The organism is Gloeobacter kilaueensis JS1 (assembly GCF_000484535.1).
Lineage (GTDB): Bacteria > Cyanobacteriota > Cyanobacteriia > Gloeobacterales > Gloeobacteraceae > Gloeobacter > Gloeobacter kilaueensis.
The window spans coordinates 4565452-4581350 of record NC_022600.1; the positions used below are offsets into that span (position 1 = coordinate 4565452).

General features: G+C 60.5%; 16 protein-coding genes and 1 pseudogene. 11 read left to right on the plus strand and 6 right to left on the minus strand.

What is annotated here, in order from left to right:
• Positions 1-203: 203 nt before the first annotated feature.
• Genes GKIL_RS21225 through GKIL_RS21235 form a run of 3 tightly spaced genes read left to right on the plus strand, consistent with a single transcriptional unit; the run spans position 204 to position 4729 of the window.
• Entirely contained in the window at positions 204-2069 is a 1866-nt protein-coding gene (locus GKIL_RS21225; RefSeq protein WP_023175963.1) for an NAD(P)H-quinone oxidoreductase subunit F, read from the plus strand.
• An 11-nt stretch (positions 2070-2080) separates the two neighbouring features.
• On the plus strand, positions 2081-3577 hold the full coding sequence (locus GKIL_RS21230; RefSeq protein ID WP_023175964.1) for an NADH-quinone oxidoreductase subunit M: 1497 nt from the start codon (positions 2081-2083) through the stop codon (positions 3575-3577).
• Between the two features lie 12 nt (positions 3578-3589).
• Complete coding sequence (locus GKIL_RS21235) at positions 3590-4729, plus strand: CO2 hydration protein (RefSeq protein ID WP_023175965.1); 1140 nt, start codon at positions 3590-3592, stop codon at positions 4727-4729.
• Between the two features lie 76 nt (positions 4730-4805).
• On the opposite strand, the gene GKIL_RS21240 is transcribed toward GKIL_RS21235, so the two are convergent.
• Together GKIL_RS21240 and GKIL_RS21245 are read right to left on the minus strand one after the other, a co-directional pair.
• Positions 4806-5039: a type II toxin-antitoxin system Phd/YefM family antitoxin gene (locus tag GKIL_RS21240; protein ID WP_023175967.1), complete on the minus strand. Its 234-nt coding sequence runs from the start codon at positions 5037-5039 to the stop codon at positions 4806-4808.
• 64 nt (positions 5040-5103) lie between these two features.
• Positions 5104-5793, minus strand: a complete 690-nt coding sequence (locus tag GKIL_RS21245; RefSeq protein WP_023175968.1) for a Uma2 family endonuclease — start codon at positions 5791-5793, stop codon at positions 5104-5106.
• A gap of 99 nt (positions 5794-5892) precedes the next feature.
• Between GKIL_RS21245 and GKIL_RS25450 the strand changes: the two genes are divergently transcribed.
• From GKIL_RS25450 to GKIL_RS21270, 6 genes and pseudogenes are all read left to right on the plus strand, one after another.
• A complete protein-coding gene (locus GKIL_RS25450) occupies positions 5893-6048 on the plus strand; it encodes a hypothetical protein (RefSeq protein ID WP_187293854.1) in 156 nt (51 codons plus the stop codon).
• Between the two features lie 49 nt (positions 6049-6097).
• Positions 6098-6889, plus strand: coding sequence for an Rpn family recombination-promoting nuclease/putative transposase (locus GKIL_RS21250; RefSeq protein WP_023175970.1), 792 nt, complete (start codon positions 6098-6100; stop codon positions 6887-6889).
• A gap of 8 nt (positions 6890-6897) precedes the next feature.
• Positions 6898-7110: pseudogene (locus GKIL_RS21255) on the plus strand (type I restriction endonuclease); the annotation flags it as partial.
• Positions 7111-7291: 181 nt separating this feature from the next.
• Complete coding sequence (locus GKIL_RS21260) at positions 7292-7651, plus strand: PadR family transcriptional regulator (RefSeq protein WP_023175972.1); 360 nt, start codon at positions 7292-7294, stop codon at positions 7649-7651.
• On the plus strand, positions 7651-10272 hold the full coding sequence (locus tag GKIL_RS21265) for an ABC transporter permease (RefSeq protein WP_023175973.1): 2622 nt from the start codon (positions 7651-7653) through the stop codon (positions 10270-10272). The genes GKIL_RS21260 and GKIL_RS21265 overlap by 1 nt, the downstream gene beginning before the upstream one ends.
• 115 nt (positions 10273-10387) lie before the next feature.
• Complete coding sequence (locus GKIL_RS21270) at positions 10388-10687, plus strand: hypothetical protein (RefSeq protein WP_023175974.1); 300 nt, start codon at positions 10388-10390, stop codon at positions 10685-10687.
• A 23-nt stretch (positions 10688-10710) separates the two neighbouring features.
• Here GKIL_RS21270 and GKIL_RS21275 read toward each other — a convergent pair whose 3' ends face one another.
• Positions 10711-11097 (minus strand): hypothetical protein, encoded by a 387-nt coding sequence (locus GKIL_RS21275; RefSeq protein WP_023175975.1) that lies wholly within the window; start codon positions 11095-11097, stop codon positions 10711-10713.
• Positions 11098-11490: 393 nt separating this feature from the next.
• Between GKIL_RS21275 and GKIL_RS21280 the strand changes: the two genes are divergently transcribed.
• Positions 11491-12702, plus strand: coding sequence for a glycosyltransferase family 2 protein (locus GKIL_RS21280; protein WP_023175976.1), 1212 nt, complete (start codon positions 11491-11493; stop codon positions 12700-12702).
• Here the strand turns inward: GKIL_RS21280 and GKIL_RS21285 are convergent.
• From GKIL_RS21285 to GKIL_RS21295, 3 genes are read right to left on the minus strand one after another with little or no spacing between them, the layout of a single operon-like run.
• Entirely contained in the window at positions 12682-13284 is a 603-nt protein-coding gene (locus tag GKIL_RS21285) for a class I SAM-dependent DNA methyltransferase (protein WP_023175977.1), read from the minus strand. The genes GKIL_RS21280 and GKIL_RS21285 overlap by 21 nt on opposite strands.
• Positions 13260-14036 (minus strand): PIG-L deacetylase family protein, encoded by a 777-nt coding sequence (locus GKIL_RS21290; protein WP_023175978.1) that lies wholly within the window; start codon positions 14034-14036, stop codon positions 13260-13262. Before GKIL_RS21290 ends, GKIL_RS21285 begins: the two co-directional genes overlap by 25 nt.
• Positions 14023-15267 (minus strand): acyl-CoA dehydrogenase family protein, encoded by a 1245-nt coding sequence (locus tag GKIL_RS21295; protein ID WP_023175979.1) that lies wholly within the window; start codon positions 15265-15267, stop codon positions 14023-14025. The genes GKIL_RS21290 and GKIL_RS21295 overlap by 14 nt, the downstream gene beginning before the upstream one ends.
• Before the next feature lie 129 nt (positions 15268-15396).
• Between GKIL_RS21295 and GKIL_RS21300 the strand changes: the two genes are divergently transcribed.
• Positions 15397-15885: an anthrone oxygenase family protein gene (locus tag GKIL_RS21300; RefSeq protein ID WP_023175980.1), complete on the plus strand. Its 489-nt coding sequence runs from the start codon at positions 15397-15399 to the stop codon at positions 15883-15885.
• Positions 15886-15899 lie beyond the last annotated feature (14 nt).

Below are 15899 nucleotides of genomic sequence, written 5' to 3' on the forward strand. Positions count from 1 at the left end.
TAGCGCAATCAACATCTTGGCCTGGGTCTCCGGCCAGTGTCAACTCCGATTACTTCTGCTTATCGCTTCCTTTGAACACTTTCGTATTGAAAGATGTTTAAAAGCGTTGCAGAATAATAAGACACAGACCGTGGGTGCTGGTGCCGCCTTCTTGCCGGAAGGCGAGCGTCAGGTCTGAGGGTGCTACAAGGGGAACAACTGGCATGGCCGAGCCTTTCTTGCTGACAGGCTGGTGGGTGCCCTTTTATGGGCTGATCGGCGCGGTGCTGACACTGCCCTGGGCATTGCCCGGCGTCGTGCGGCGCGGCGGGCCGAGACCGGCGGCGTACTTTAATCTGGCGATGACGTTCCTGGCGCTTGGCCACGCTCTGGCGCTGCTGTCGGTAGTCTGGGGAAAGGCTCCCGTTCGCCTCGAATATCTCTGGCTGCAGGCTCAAGATCTGCGCCTGACGCTCTCGCTCGAATTTTCACCGACCACGGTTGGTGCAGTGGTCGTGATTACCGGCATGAGCCTGCTTGCCCAGCTGTACGCTCTGGGCTACATGGAAAAGGACTGGGCGCTGGCGCGCTTTTTTGCCATGCTCGGTGTTTTTGAAGGGGCGATGTGCGGTCTGGCGCTCAGCAACTCCGTGCTCTTAAGCTACGCGCTGCTTGAGATGCTGACGGTTTCGACCTACCTGCTGGTCGGTTTCTGGTACGCCCAGCCTCTGGTGCAGACGGCGGCCCGCGACGCCTTTTTAATCAAGCGCGTCGGCGACCTGCTGCTTTTGATGGGTGTGGTCACCCTTGCCAACATCGCTCCGAGCCTCGACTTTCAGGATCTGGCCGCCTGGGCTCCCCACGCGAATCTGCCGCCCCTCACGGCGACTCTGCTCGGTCTGGCGCTGATCGCAGGTCCAGTGGGCAAGTGCGCCCAGATTCCCTTGCACTTCTGGCTCGACGAGGCGATGGAAGGCCCAAATCCCGCCTCGATCATGCGCAACTCGCTGGTAGTAGGTTGCGGTGCCTACGTGCTCATCAAGCTGCAGCCGGTGCTCGCCATCTCCACCGTCGGCGTAGGGGTCTTGCTCGCGATTGGCACGGTGACGGCCATCGGCTCCAGCTGCATCGCCCTCGCCCAGATCGACATCAAGCGCTGTCTTTCTTACACCACCAGTGCCAACCTTGGCCTTATCTTCGTCGCCGTTGCCCTGCAGCAGAATTCGGTAGCCCTGCTGTTGCTGCTCACCCACGCCATCTCCAAGGCGCTGCTGTTTATGAGTTCTGGGGCGGTGATCCTCGCCACCAGCACCCAGAACATCACCGAGATGGGCGGTCTATGGTCGCGGATGCCCGCCACCAGCCTCGCCTTTGTCGTCGGCACCACCGCCTCGGTCTCGATTTTGCCCCTGGGTACCTTCTGGTCGTCTATTTATGCCAGCGAACGCTTCTGGTCGGTTGCCCCCTGGGCGGTGGTGCTACTGCTGCTAGTCAACACCCTCACCACCCTCAACCTCACCCGCCTGTTTGTGCGGGTCTTCTTAGGCAGCCGCCAGGCAAAGACGCGCCGGTCTCCAGAGGTGATCTGGCTGATGTCGGTGCCGATGATCTCGCTTATCATCGTCAACCTGCTCTCGCCAGTCATCCTCTATCAGTTGGGTTTGCTCACCTCGGTGACAGGCTCGGTGCCGACCTGGATGTTTGCCCTGGGTCTGGTCGCCACGAGTGTGCTCGGTTTTGCCCTTGCCTGGCAGTACACTCCCCGCCCGCCGCAGCTCACCTGCCGGGTCATCCTGGGCTTCCCTCAAAAAGACTGGATGGGCCTGGTAGACTATCTTTCCCACGATCTGTATATTGAGCGCTTTTACCGGGCGACGATCGTCGCCTGGGTGAGCGGTCTTTCTGCCGCTATGTCCAAGCTCGATCGGCACTTAGTCGATGGCTTCGTCAACCTGGTGGGGGTCGTCACCCTGGCGGGCGGCGAGAGCCTCAAGCGCAGTGTCCCCGGCCAGACCCAGTACTATCTGCTGACCATCCTCTTTGGGGTGATGGCGGTCTTTGTCTACGAGATGCTCACTTTGATTCACTAGCCGAGGTGGCGATGCTCAGTGTCCTGGTGTGGTTGCCAATTGCCGGTGCGCTCGTCGTGGGCTGCCTGCCCGAGTCGTTCAGGCCACGCTGGATCACGCTGGGCTTCACTGCGCTGGTGCTGCTGCTGTCGGCGGTCGTTGCCTTTCAGTTCAATCTGGCGGACGGCGGGCTGCAATTTCAGGAGCACATCCCCTGGCTCACCTCCCTGGGGATCGCTTACTCGCTGGGCGTGGATGGTCTGTCGCTGCCGCTGCTGCTGCTCAATAGTTTTCTAGTCTGGATTGCCGTCTGGATGAGCGACGAGAACCCCGGCAAGTCGCGGCTCTACTACGCGCTGCTGCTGGTCATGTCTGGCGGGGTAGCCGGCGCTTTCCTCGCCCAGAACGCCCTGTTGTTTTTCTTGTTCTTTGAATTGGAACTCATTCCGCTCTATCTGCTCATCACCCTCTGGGGCGGAGCGCGGCGCAACTACGCCGCCACCAAGTTTTTGATCTACACGGCCATCTCGGGCATCTTGATCCTGGCGGCTTTCTTTGGGCTTGCGAATCTGGCCGCCACCCCCGACTTTTCTTTTGAAGCGCTGCGCAACCACTCGCTGCCGATGGGCACCCAGCTGGTGCTGCTTGGGATCGTTCTGGTGGCCTTTGGGATCAAGATCCCGCTGGTGCCCTTTCACACCTGGCTGCCGGATGCCCACGTCGAGGCGAGCGCCCCGATCTCGGTATTGCTCGCCGGTGTGCTGCTCAAACTGGGTACCTACGGTCTGGTGCGCTTTGGCCTGGGTTTCTTCCCGCAAGCCTGGCATGTGCTCGCCCCGGCCCTCGCCACCTGGGCGGTGGTGAGTGTGCTCTATGGCTGTCTTACCGCCATTGCCCAGAAGAACATGAAGAAGATGGTGGCCTACAGTTCGATCGGCCACATGGGCTACGTGTTGCTGGCGGCGGCAGCGGCCACTCCCCTCAGTATCCAGGCGTCGGTCTGCCAGATGGTCGCCCACGGCCTCATTTCCGGGTTGATGTTTTTGCTGGTGGGCATCATCTACAAAAAAACAGGCAGCCTCGACCTCGACGAGTTGTGCGGCCTGATGGCACCCGAGCGCGGCCTACCTGTGACCGGCAGCCTGATGATCCTGGCGGTGATGGCTTCTGCCGGTATCCCGAGTATGGTGGGCTTTGTGGGCGAATTTCTCGTCTTCAAAAGCAGCTTCGCCGTCTTCCCGATCCAGACGTTGCTCTGCATCCTGGGCACTGGCCTGACGGCAGTCTACCTGCTCACCTTGATTAACCGTTCGTTCTTTGGCCGCCTCAGCCCGAAGTTGGGCAACCTGCCGCCGGTGCGCTGGTCGGAGCGCGCCCCGGCAATCGTCGTTGCTCTGGCCATTGTCGTTCTCGGCCTCCAGCCAAACTGGCTCACCCGCTGGAGCGAGGCGACCGCCGCCGCCTACGGCACCCAGATTGCAAGCCGCCTTGCCCTTGTCCCGCCCGCACCCCGAACGCTTACCCCTTAGGAGACCGCTCTCATGGTGATGTCCGAGCAGAAAAAAGTGTTCACCCCCGAACCGTTTGCCACCATCGTCGAACGGCTCGAAGCGGGTGGTGCTCTGCTGCCCGATAGCCCCGAGAATCTACTGGAGGTGGTGGGCATCCTCAAAAGTTACGGTGAGGTTCTCAACGCCTACCAGCGCAACCTGCTCTACATCGCCGACCGGCAGTTTCTGGTCTTCTTTCCTTTTTTTAAGTACTTCAACGGCGAGGTGACGCTCAACAAACTGCTCGATCACTGGGCGCACGAGCGGATCAACTACGAATTTGCCGAGTACTGCATGAAGGCGATGCTCTGGCACGGCGCTCCCAAGCTCGACGCCTACCTCGACAGTCCCGAATTTTCTGAGCGCGCCGAGCGGGCGATCAAAGCCAGACTGAAGGGCAACCCGGCGGCCCAACTGCTGCACAGATGCTTTCCTGATTTTTTACCGGAGTGGGTGCGCCAGCAGTGCTACTACAGCGTCCTTGGCCAGTTCTGGCGGGTGATGTACGCGCTGTTTCTCACCCTCTGGGAGCGCTACGAGCGAGGCGAGATCCGAGCGATCCCGGATGTCGTCCAGCACATCCTCGAAAATATGGGTGCCGCAGCAAACGACCTGCTCACCTACTCCGTCAAGATCCGGGGTGAAGAGTACGTGATCATCCCCGCTTCCGCCGATCTGCGCTTCTTGATGGACGCTGCCGTTCCTTACGTCGAAGCGGTCTTCTTCCGCTCTGCCCCCTTTATGGGCACGGTCTCCTACAACGCCCAGGCCGGACAGATCCCCTTCGAGCAGGCCGACTTCCAGTACGGAGCCCTCTACGCCGATCCGCTTCCTATCGGCGGCGCGGGCATCCCGCCCACCTTGCTGATGCAGGATATGAAGCAGCACCTGCCCGAGATCCTGCGCCATGAGTACCTGGGCAGCCTGCGCGGCGAAGAGGACATGCGCGTGCAGATCTGCGTCAGCTTCCAAAAGTCGATGTTCTGTGTCACCACCGCCGCCATCCAGGCTCTTGCCCCCTACCCGCTCACCACCACCCGCCCCGAGCAGCGCCAGGCCAACCGCGCCTACCTCGACGGCTGGATGAAGCGCCTGGCCACCTCCCGCCTCGCCGCCGTCAACCCTGTCTAAGCAGGTAGATGTGAACCAATTTTGGTAGATTCCTCAACCGCCCAGATCAGGGTGTGGGTGTCCAATAAGAAGCGGCTCACTCCATGCACGCTGCAAATTCATCGAGTGGAGCATCAAAGTCTGGAGCCATATAGAGAACTGTTCCCCGGAGCGTCCCAAGTTTGCGCACAGTTTGAGGTTGGGGCTCTTTGAGAAGACGTCCGATGGTTACTCCACCTTCGGTCAGGATAATTTCTTCTCCAGCAGCCAATCCTGCCAGCAACTCAGAGAGCCTTGCCTGTGCTTCCTTCAGAAGAATACTTGCTGTCATGGCCGCTACCTTCAAAGTACTTCCCATCCTATCGAAAAACGGGCTCCTACAGTCCAGAGCTTCTCTAGCCCTCGCCATTCTCCGGTTCCAGTCCCAACTGGCGCAGTTGTTCTGCCAGTTGCTGCACGCGCTGTTCAGCCTGTTCGGCCCGCTCCTCAGCGAGACCGGCCCGCTGTTCGGCCTGTTCCGCCCGCCCGGCAAGTTCTGTATAACTCTCGAAAGGACTGCCGTCTGGTCGCCAGAGGCGCAGTTCGCCCTGTTCCATCCGCTCGAAGCGCACACCCAGTCGGGGGCTGATCCAGCCTTCCATCTCTTCTATTGCCTCCAGCACCGCTCCCTGGCGGATAGCACCGTCGAGGCCACCGCTATCCGGGTCGTAGACGTAGTACTCCTCCACCCCGTAGCGCTGGTAGAACTGAAACTTGCGCGTCATCTCCAGCGCCGTGTTGCCGGGTGAGAGTACCTCGAAGACGACCTGGGGCGGAATGTTCCCTTCTTTCCACTGCAGGTAGCTGCCTCGGCGGCCCTTGGGACGACCAAAAGCCACCATCGCATCCGGAGCCAGGCGAATCTTGTTTTTGCCCTCCACCGGATACCAGAGCAAATCTCCGGCGACGAAGACGGTCGGATCGGCAGCAAAGAGCCATTCCAGACCCTCCTTGATGTAGACGATCCAGTGAAATTGCTCGGTGTTTTCCGCCATCGGCTGGCCGTCGGACTCGGGATAGAAGACGGGCTCCTCGGAGGCAATCATCGGTGTTTCGACTGTGCGACGCCCCAATTCTGGCACCGCCGCACGCTCTTGGGGTAGCCGGACGCACTTCAGCTAGCGATAGTGCAGAACCTGGTATGATTGCCCAACTGGAAATCAGCAGGACACCGCGATGCGATGGTGATCGAGAAGCCCGCTGGCCTTTCCTACAGGCCAACGCCACGGGACGAGTACACCAAGGAACGGCTGTTTGCCGGTGAGACGGTGGACGGCCTGTATGACAAGCTGCAGCCATAGTTCCGCAGTAGAATGTCCTTTTGTGGACAAATGAATAGGTTGCCCTTCCGTGAAGACCGATGCGCTGCTCTACGACCTCTTTCAGACATTTCCGGCGCTGTTCTTTGAACTGATCGGTCGGGATATCGCTCTGGCGGAGCAGTACCGCTTCGATTCGATCGAAGTCAAGCAGATCGCCTTTCGCCTCGACGGCGTCTTCATCCCCGAGGATACAGCTCAGCCGCTTTATTTTCTCGAATGTCAGTTTCAGAGAGACCAGGCTATCTATTTGCGACTTTTCGCCCAACTCGCCCTTTATTTTCGGCGCAAGCGCTTTTTGGGGGACTGGCAGGCGGTGGTCTTATTTGCCACCCAGAGTATGGACCCTGGTGTTCCTCGTGCCTACCGGGCTTTCGAGGCGAGTGGACAGGTGCGCAGGTTCTATCTTACAGAGCAAGTGGAGCAGGGTTCACTCGCCTTCGAGATCCTGGGGATGCTGCGCACGCCAAAGCGCAAATTCAAGGCAAAGATCGAGGAGATGCTGTCGAAAGTGCGGGCAGAACCGCTGAGCGCAGATCAGCAGCAACAGATAATGGGAATGTTCGCGACAGTACTGGCCGCGAAGTTTCCAGAATTAAGTCGTCGGGAGATTGAAGCTATGTTGAGGACAAAGAGTCTACGCAACTCGCGAGCATTCCAGGAAACTCTGCAGGAAGGACGCGAGGAAGGGCGCGAGGAGAAAAAGCGGGAGATGATCTCCAGAATGGCTGCGCTGCAAATGCCGATCGCGCAAATTGCAGAAGTAGCACAGTTGTCTGTCGAGCAGGTTCAGGCCATTCTGGATTCTCGACTGCCTGAATGATTGCCGGGGATGGCCGAATAGTCCACGATCAGGCGCGGCTGGTGGACTTTGACAGTCCTGAAAATAACGACTGGCTGGCGCTCAACCAGTTCACGAGCGTCGAAAATCGGTACAGCCGCCGAGCAGACGTGCTGGTGTTCTTGAATGGTCTGCCCATCGCGATTATCGAATTAAAAAATCCTGGCGACGAGAACGCCACCTTGAACGATGCCTACCACCAGAGTGCCCTTCGACGAGAGGGAGATACCACAGTTGTCTATAAAACCCTGTCATGACAAAATAGGTGCCCTTCTCAAGCCAGGCGGAGTAGCTTTACAAACTTTTGTTCCATAATCCCTTTATATCCATCAATGATATAGCATTGATGGATATATCATTGACGAATGCATCGGGAGTGGATGGATGGGTGGCGAGTTGCGGAGTCCAGGACCGCTGACGAGTGCGGAGTTTCAGATTCTGCTGGCACTGGCGGACGGCGAGCGCCACGGCTACGCAATCATGCAGGAGATCGAAAAGCGGACGGGCGGGCAGGTGCGCCTGGGAGTGGGCACGCTCTACAGTTCCCTCAAGCGCATGTTGCAATCGGGCTGGATCGAGGAGTGCCAGTGGCGACCGGACCCGGCGATCGATGATGAGCGTCGCCGCTACTATCGCCTTTCGGATCTGGGCAGGCGGGTGGCCCAGGGGGAAGCGCTGAGGCTGGCGGGATTGGTAGCCGACGCACGGACAAAGAAGCTCTTGCCGGTGGTGGAGGGAGGCTGATGCGGGTAGTAGATCGGCTCTACGGGTTATTTTTGCGCCTTTATCCTTCTGAATTTCAGCAGGAGTACGCCGATGAGATGCAGCAGGTTTTTCGGCAGGCGTACCGCGAGCAGCGCGAAGACAGTGGCGGGCGGGCAGCCCTCTGGTGCGCAGCTACATTTGGAGATCTGGTGATGACAGCGATCAAAGAACAGTTGCAGGTTCTCCAGCAAGATCTGCGCTACGGCTGGCGGATGCTCATTAAAAACCCTGGCTTTACGGCGGTGGCAGTGCTCACCCTGGCTCTGGGAATCGGGGCGAATACAGCGATCTTCAGCGTCGTCAACGCTGTGCTGTTGCGCACTTTGCCCTATCCCGAACCGGAGCAGTTGGTGCAGGTCTTCGAGAGCCAGTTGCAGCAGGGGCTGGAAAAGGGGGCAGTTTCACCCCCCAACTATCTCGACTGGCGACAACAGAACCGGGTCTTCACGAACATAGCTGTCTACAACACGGACCAGTTCAGCTTCAAGAGCGGTTCGCAGCCGGAGCGGCTGAACGGTGCGTTTATCTCAGCCGATTTTTTTAAGACCCTCGGGGTGCGGCCCCTCCTGGGACGCGACTTGTCGCCCGAAGAAGAAAAAACAGGCCACGACCGGGTAGTGCTTTTAAGCTATCGCCTCTGGCAGGAGCGCTTCGGCGGCAATCCGGCGGTTTTAGGCAGAGTGATCACTCTGCAGGCAAGGCCATACACGGTGATCGGAGTGCTGCCACCAGGATTTGCCTTTCCAAGGGACAAGACAGAAATCTGGGTGCCCCTTGCCTTCGGTGAAGCGAAGATGCAAGAGCGTGACAGCCACTTTCTTAACGGCATCGCTCGCCTGAAACCAGGCATCAGCCTCGCGCAGGCCAGTGCGCAGATGGATGTGGTGAGTGCTGCCCTCGCCCGGCAGTACCCGGACTCCAATACCAACCGAAAAGCGCTGCTGGTGCCGCTCTACGAGCAACTGGTGGGCAAGATCCGGCCAGCATTGCTATTGCTGCTGGCGGCAGTCGCTGCCGTGCTGCTCATCGCCTGCGCCAACGTCGCCAATTTGCTGCTCTCGCGGGCTGTGAGCCGCCAGAAAGAGATCGCCGTGCGCACCGCCCTCGGGGCGAGCCGGGCCCGGATCCTCCGGCAACTCTTGACTGAGAGTATCCTCCTGGCGCTTCTTGGGGCGCTGTTGGGGCTGGGGTTCGCCCTGCTGGGACTGAAGATGCTGGTAGCGACGATTCCGCGCAGCCTGCCCCGGATCGATCAGATCGCCCTCGACGGACCGGTGCTCGTCTTTACCCTCGCTGTAGCGGTGCTGAGTGCGGTTCTCTTTGGCCTGGCACCGGCACTGCAGGTTTCAAAGACCGACTTTAACGAGGCGCTCAAAGACGGAGGCCGAGGCGCGACCAGTAGCCGCGAGCGCAACCGCGTGCGCGATCTGCTCGTTGTCTCGGAGGTGGCGCTGGCTTTAATGCTGCTTGTGAGTGCCGCCCTGCTCACCCAGAGCTTTTTGAACTTGCAGAACGTCAAACCGGGTTTTCGGCCCGAGCAGGTGGTAACAGCCACCCTCTCCCTGCCTCTAGCCCGCTATCCGGAGGAGCGCCAGCAGATCACCTTCTTTGATCGGCTGATCGAGCGGGTGCAGACATTGCCGGGTGTGGAGTCGGTGAGCGTCGTCAACACCCTGCCGCTGGGCGGCAGTGACTCAAGCGTCACTCTTCTTGTCGAGGGCCAGTCCAGACCTAAGCCTGGCCAGGAACCGCTTTCGGGATATCTGGCGGTTGGCCCCGAGTATCTGCGCACGATGGGTATTGTGCTGCTGCGGGGACGCCCGCTCAGTCCCCTCGACAACGCCCAGACGCCTAAAGTGGCGCTCATCAACGAGACGATGGCCCGCCGCTTCTGGCCCCACAGCGATCCGATCGGCAAACGCTTCAGTACGGACATGCCCGTGCCCAAAGCCGACAGCTGGATCACCGTCGTCGGCATCGTTCAGGATACGCGCTTTCTCGGGCTCAACCAGGCCATTCGCCCTGAGATGTATCTACCTTACAGACAAGCTGCCTGGCCTTACATGTCCCTGGTCGTCCGCACCACCAATAGCGATCCAGCCACACTTGCCGCAACTCTGCGCGCCCAGGTGCAGGCCATCGATCCAGACCAGGCTCTGGGGACGATCAAGACGATGGAGCGCGTGGTCGCCGATTCGATCGAACAGCAGCGCTTCAACGTGTTGTTGCTGGTGAGTTTTGCCGTTGTCGCCCTGATTCTGGCCAGTATCGGTATCTACAGCGTCATGGCCTACTCCGTCACCCAGCGCACCCACGAAATCGGTGTCCGCCTCGCCCTCGGGGCACCCCAGGGCAAGATTCTCGCCCTGGTCGTCACCCAGGGAATGCTACTGGTACTCTCGGGAATACTCGTCGGGCTAGGGGCAGCAGTTGTCCTCGCCCGCGCGCTCTCAAGCCTGCTTTTTGGCGTCAGCGCCTTCGATCTGCCCACCTTCGCCGCCGTCTCGGTACTGATTTTGGCCGTTGCCCTCAGCGCCTGTTATCTACCAGCCCGCAGAGCGACCCGCGTCGATCCGATGGTTGCCTTGCGCTACGAATAGTTCTGGTGTTCGGCCCATTCTTTTGCCGGACAGTTTAGATAGATAGTACCGGCGCAGCTATCGGGCAATTCCCGAGGCTGGGGTTAAGCTGGAGGTCCTGCAGCTGAGGCTTTTGATGGAAGAACGATTTGAGCAGGTCGAACAGCGCGTAGGGCAACATGGAGAACTGATAGCAGAGTTGCGGGCTGCCACCCTCGCCATCAGCCGGCAGGTCGGAGAATTGCAGCAGGCCACCGCGAACAATGCCCAGAATCTGGATCGACTGATTGGCATCAGTGAGCGGTTTATCACCGCGACCGCCAATAATCTGGCACGGCTCGACCAGACAATCGAAGAGCTGCGTGCCTCCAACCGTCGTCAGGAAGCCATAAAAGACTACCTGATTCGCCGAGATCAAGAGCGCAGCAACAACTGAGCTGATGCTCGTTTCCCAGCCGCTCAGTGCTCTGACTTTTGCTCGTGGTAGCTTGAAATCTTATCGTAGACTTCCTGGGGAAATTCGAGTTCGCGGTAGACATTGCAGCTATCAGGATTGTCCGGGTCCGGACAGATGGGAAAGTCCTGCTGCTTTTGAAATTCGAGGATGCGCTCGCGCCGGGGCGGGCTGTACTCGCGCTCCTCAACCTGCTGATAGAGCGAACGGGCCTCTGCCTCGCTGCAATTGGGATCTTTTTGCAGGTATTTGAGCAGTTCCTCCGGTTTTAAAAAGTGCCGGGCCACCATCACAAAGACCAACCGGCCATTGTGGCCAATATCTTGACCTGCTTCGAGCGCATCGATCAGGTGGGCCATCATTGGACTGTTGCGCAGTTGTTTAATCGTCATCTTGCCTGCCTCCCAAGCTGCCAGTGGCGCTGCCGGCCACCTGTCTCAGTGTCCTGCACCGTGCTTGCGCAAACGGTCCGTCGTCAGAGAGAAACAGCCCTCCGCCCCAGTGGAGATAGGAGCAGGCGTCCATGCCTGATAGTCTCCGGGCTGCCGTCGGCCCTTCAAAATCTTCCTAACGGCAGTACCCCTCTGTCCGCTATTTGCAGATAGTTGCCACAGGACGTTCAACAGCGAAAGACAGCGCAGGCGAATGTCCCAGAGCCAGTTGCAGTCGATGCCGTTTATTGAAGGCATTGCTGCTTCTGGTTGCAGGTTTTGTCCAGTCAGCACCTGTTAAACCCCGCTGCGGCCACCTCCGTCGCGCCCACTGTTGTGTGAAAGAGGTATTTCATGTCACAAGTCGGCTGCCCGCCGGTATCCACGCCCCTCGCCCAGGTGCTCAAAAGAATTGCCGCTCCTCCCCTGGTTTGTGCTGCCCCGACAGAACGGTGCGAAAGCTGTGTCATCGTCCCCGTGCGCGACGAGGCTGAACTTTTAGAGCAGACTTTAGCTGCCCTCGCTGGGCAGTGTACGCCGACGGGGGTGCCGCTTGATCCGCGCAGCTACGAGATCATCGTGCTTGCTAACAACTGCCGGGACGACTCGGCAGCAGTCGCTCGCCGCTTTGCTTCTACGCATCCTTATCTGCGCCTGCATACAGTCGAATTGACGCTTTCACCGGCAGAAGCCCATGTAGGACGCGCCCGCCAGCTGCTGATGGACGAGGCGTACCGCCGCCTTTATCGAGTCGGTCAGCCCAGGGGGGTGATCGCTTCGACGGACGGCGACAGCCAGGTATGCCCGCACTGGCTTTTCACGATTCGCTCTGAGATTTGCAAGGGGGCGGACGCGGTAGGCGGTCGCATTTTTACCCATCCAACCGAACGGGCCGCCCTCGATCCGGCGACGCGGCTGTGTTTATTGCGCGACGCCGGCTACCAGTACCTGGCAAGTTACCTGCAAGCCTGCATCGATCCGGACCCGTTCGATCCGTGGCCGCGCCATTACCAGCACTTCGGGGCGAGTTTTGCCGTTACTGCCGAGGCTTACGGACGCTCAGGAGGCATCCCGGCTGGGCGCACGCCCGAAGATGTCGCGCTGTATCGGGCGCTTTTGCGCACGGATGCTCGCTTTCGCCACGCACCGGGGGTACAGGTGACAACCAGTGCCCGCCGCCAGGGCCGGGCCAGCAATGGCCTCTCTGCCCAGCTCAACGCCTGGAGTGCCAGCGGCGACACCGTGCAACTGGTCGAGCCGGTGGCACAGTTGGAGGCCCGCTTTGGGGTCCGCCGCCGCCTGCGGCTGCTGTGGCAACAGGCCCAGCCTGTAAACGACTGCGACGATGGGGTGCTGCTGGCCCAGGAGCTGCAGGTGAGCTACCCCTGGCTTGCAGGTGAGGTGCAGCGCCATCAACCTTTTGGACTGTTGTGGGAACGGGTAGAAGCGGCGGGGCCGAAGCGCCTGCCCTGCCAGCCCATCGAGCGGGCGATCGAGCTGTTGCGCAGCCGGATCGCTTTCTGGCAGTCGCGCCGCGCCTGTCCGCTACGGGCCGGGTGGAGCTGAGGGCAGCCGCTCGAAGAGATCCAGACGGTACTGCTCTGCGCGTTGCCCCTGCAGGTGCTTGAGCTGAGCCAGCCCCACAAAGGCGTCGTGTACCTCATCCCCAGTGAGGGGGTAGTCTCTGGCAAAGAGCGTCCAGTGTACCAGCAGCAGGTGTCCTCCCGGTTCGAGGTGAGCAAGCATCAGCTGCTGGGCGGTGCGCAGTTCACTCCAGGACCAGTAGTACCCTACCTCCGAAAGGATGATCAAATCGAAGGAGCCGTCCGGGAAGCGCTCCGGCACCCGCATCCACTCGAAGTGAACCTGGGGAAGTGTGCGGCAGCGCTGCCGCGCCCGATCGAGTGCCTTTTGGCTCACGTCGATCGACAGAAGCGCCTCGCAGCGCCGGGCAAGGCGAGCGGTGAGCACGCCGATCGAGCAGCCGATTTCAAATCCGCGCCGATAGAGCGACCTGGGCAGTACCGCAAGGGTAGAACTGTACTTTTCGTCCTCGTAGGCGCTCGTCTCGAAGTTCCACGGATCGGCGCTCTCGCGGTAGAGCGCCTCGAAGTAGGCGGGCATCAGTGAGGGGCGTTCAGGCTGCATGGTGCCTCCAGATAACATTCCCAGGGCCGCTCAAAAAAAGCGAGCGTCTCGGGGGTGAGCCGAAATCCATCGGGGTCGTCGTCGATGAGGTCGCTGGTCTGGGAGCGATGGGCGGCGATGGCTGCGAGCTTGCGCTCGATCACCGCTGCGATGTCGAGCCGCCAGCTTCCCACTTCCCAGGGCTGCGGCAGATGCTGCGCTCCCCCCTGCTCCCAGAGCCAGATCGGATATTCCAGCCGGCGCTCGAAGCTCCGAAAGCCGCCGCTGGCTCGATACAGCAGATTCCAGGCTGCCCGGTGGTCGGCGTGGGGGTCGCGCCGCCACGGCAGGACAATCGCCCGCACTTCGATGGTCAGTTCGTCCAGGTAGCGGCGGCAGCGCTGAACGGCCCAGGCAAAGGCTTCGAGGTCCATCTCGAAGGGCACCGCCCCATCCGGCAAGCCTAAAAAAGTAATGCAGTCGCTTTCGACCCCAAGCACACCCAGAGCCTCCCGCGTCTCCGCCTCCCGCAGCTTGCGCAGGGCCGGGGCAGGCCAGCGGCGAGAACCGGGGTGGGAGCGGGTACCGTCGCTCACCACCAGCACCTCGACGGGAATATTTGCTTTGCGCAGTAGGGCAATTGCCCCGCCGCAGCCCAGGGTTTCGTCGTCGGGGTGGGGAGCGACGACCAGGGCAGGACCGAGTTGCTGGATTGCTGTAGATGGCAGCAGTGGTCCCTCCGGCACTGCCCTCGGGGCATTAGTGGAGAGCATCGTTCCAGAGGTTGCGGGCGGGTGCTTCCTGGGCGATGACATGGGCACCCAGTTGGGCCAGCGCAGCGTCCGGGGCGGGCTGACGCAGGTAGATTGTCAGATCCCGCACCAGGCGCTCGACCGGGTGGGGCCGGATAAGGCAGCGTGCGCCCAGTGATTTTTCGACCAGGCGCATCACCTCAAGGCAGTGCCCCTCGATCGCGGTGCGGACCATGTTGGCGTAGGCGACCAGGCTCTCGCCTTCCGCCTCGCCCTCGCCCGCTAAAAAGCGATCCAGCTGCGCTGCAGATCCTTGTAACCAGAGCCTGCCCCCCTCGCAGGCGATCGCCGCCTTTGCCATGCGCTCGCGCTGATAGGGATCACCCCCCCAGCCGCGTTCGCGCAGGTGGGAGCGGGCACAGTCGAGGAGCGCTTCTGCCCCTCCCAACTGCACCGCTGCGAAGCGGCTGACCCCGGCGGTGAGCCAGGGCTGGGCGTAGTAGTCGCCCGGTTGACCGAGCAGTGCCGCATCCGTCAACTCGACGCCGCTAAAATCGACTCGAAAACTGGCCGAAGCGCGCATCCCCAGGGGCTGCCACCAGCTTGTGTCCGTGCGCGTCCGCACCATCTCCATCGGCACGATCACCATCTGCCAGCCCCCGTCCGGCAGGGCCGCCCCGACGATGGGCCGCTCGATGTAACCGGCCCCGGAAGCGAAGGTCTTGGCTCCTTCAAGCCGATAGCGGCCATCGGCTAAGGGCAAAAGCTTCACCCCGTCCACCGACTCGGTGTTCCAGACGCCGTGGAGGCGCTGGTGCTCGCGGATATCTGTCGCACAGGTGCGAATTTGAGCGGGGCTTCCAAAAAGTCCGACGAGCTGCACGGCGTTGAGGTGCCCCTCGTAGATCCGACCGACTGCCAGGTTGCCGTAGCCGATCTGTCTGAGCAGTTCCAGCAGAGGCCAACTGCGGCCCACCTCGATGCCGAATCCCAAGCCGCCTCGATCGCAGGGGAGCGCAACCGATAGCAGACCTGCCTCTTTGATCCGGCGGAACTCCTCGACAGGAAAGCAGCCTTCCTCGTCGATGGCGGCAGCGTTGGCTGCACAAAAGCCGGCGATCCCCTCGGCACTCCGCAGAACTTCTGCTACGGCCAGTCTGTCGCGGTCCCGGTCCGCGATGTCAGCAAGAAATTGCGAAATAATATCTATGCGCTTATCCCAGCCAGACAGTTGTGGTTTCGTACAGATCATCCGAGTAGAGGTGCTTCGCCGTCCTCAGCCTCCAGGAGGAGTTCCCCTTGCGAAACACAGCGCCAGTGATCGTCTAAAAGGGCACGGACGTGCTAGCAAAGAGCAAGCAGGCAATCCCCGAGCTTGAAGATGACGACCGACTGGCTGGTGAGCGCTGCAATTCTGGCCGCCCTGGGTTCCGGGCTGATTGGGGGAGTGTTCTTTGCTTTTTCGACGTTCGTGATGGCGGCCCTTGCCCAGCTTCCGCCCCCCCAGGGAATCGCAGCGATGCAGTTCGTCAACATCAAAGTGATCAACCCGCTGTTTCTGGGCGTGTTTCTGGGAACAGCTCTGCTTTCGCTCGTCCTGCTCATCGCTGCTTTGACACACTGGCAGCAGGCCACCGCTTTGTATCTTTTGCTCGGCGCTCTACTTTATCTGGTTGGCACCCTGTTTGTGACCATTGCCTTCAACATTCCGCGAAACAACGCCCTCGCCGCCGTCGCTCCCGAAAGTGAGGAAGGTGCGCGCCTGTGGAAGCGCTATCTTCGGGAGTGGACCCTCTGGAATCATGTGCGCGGGGCAGCAGCTCTACTTGCGGCAGCAGCTTTTATACTTGCGGTACGCGGCTCTTTCTAAAAGACCTGTAGGAC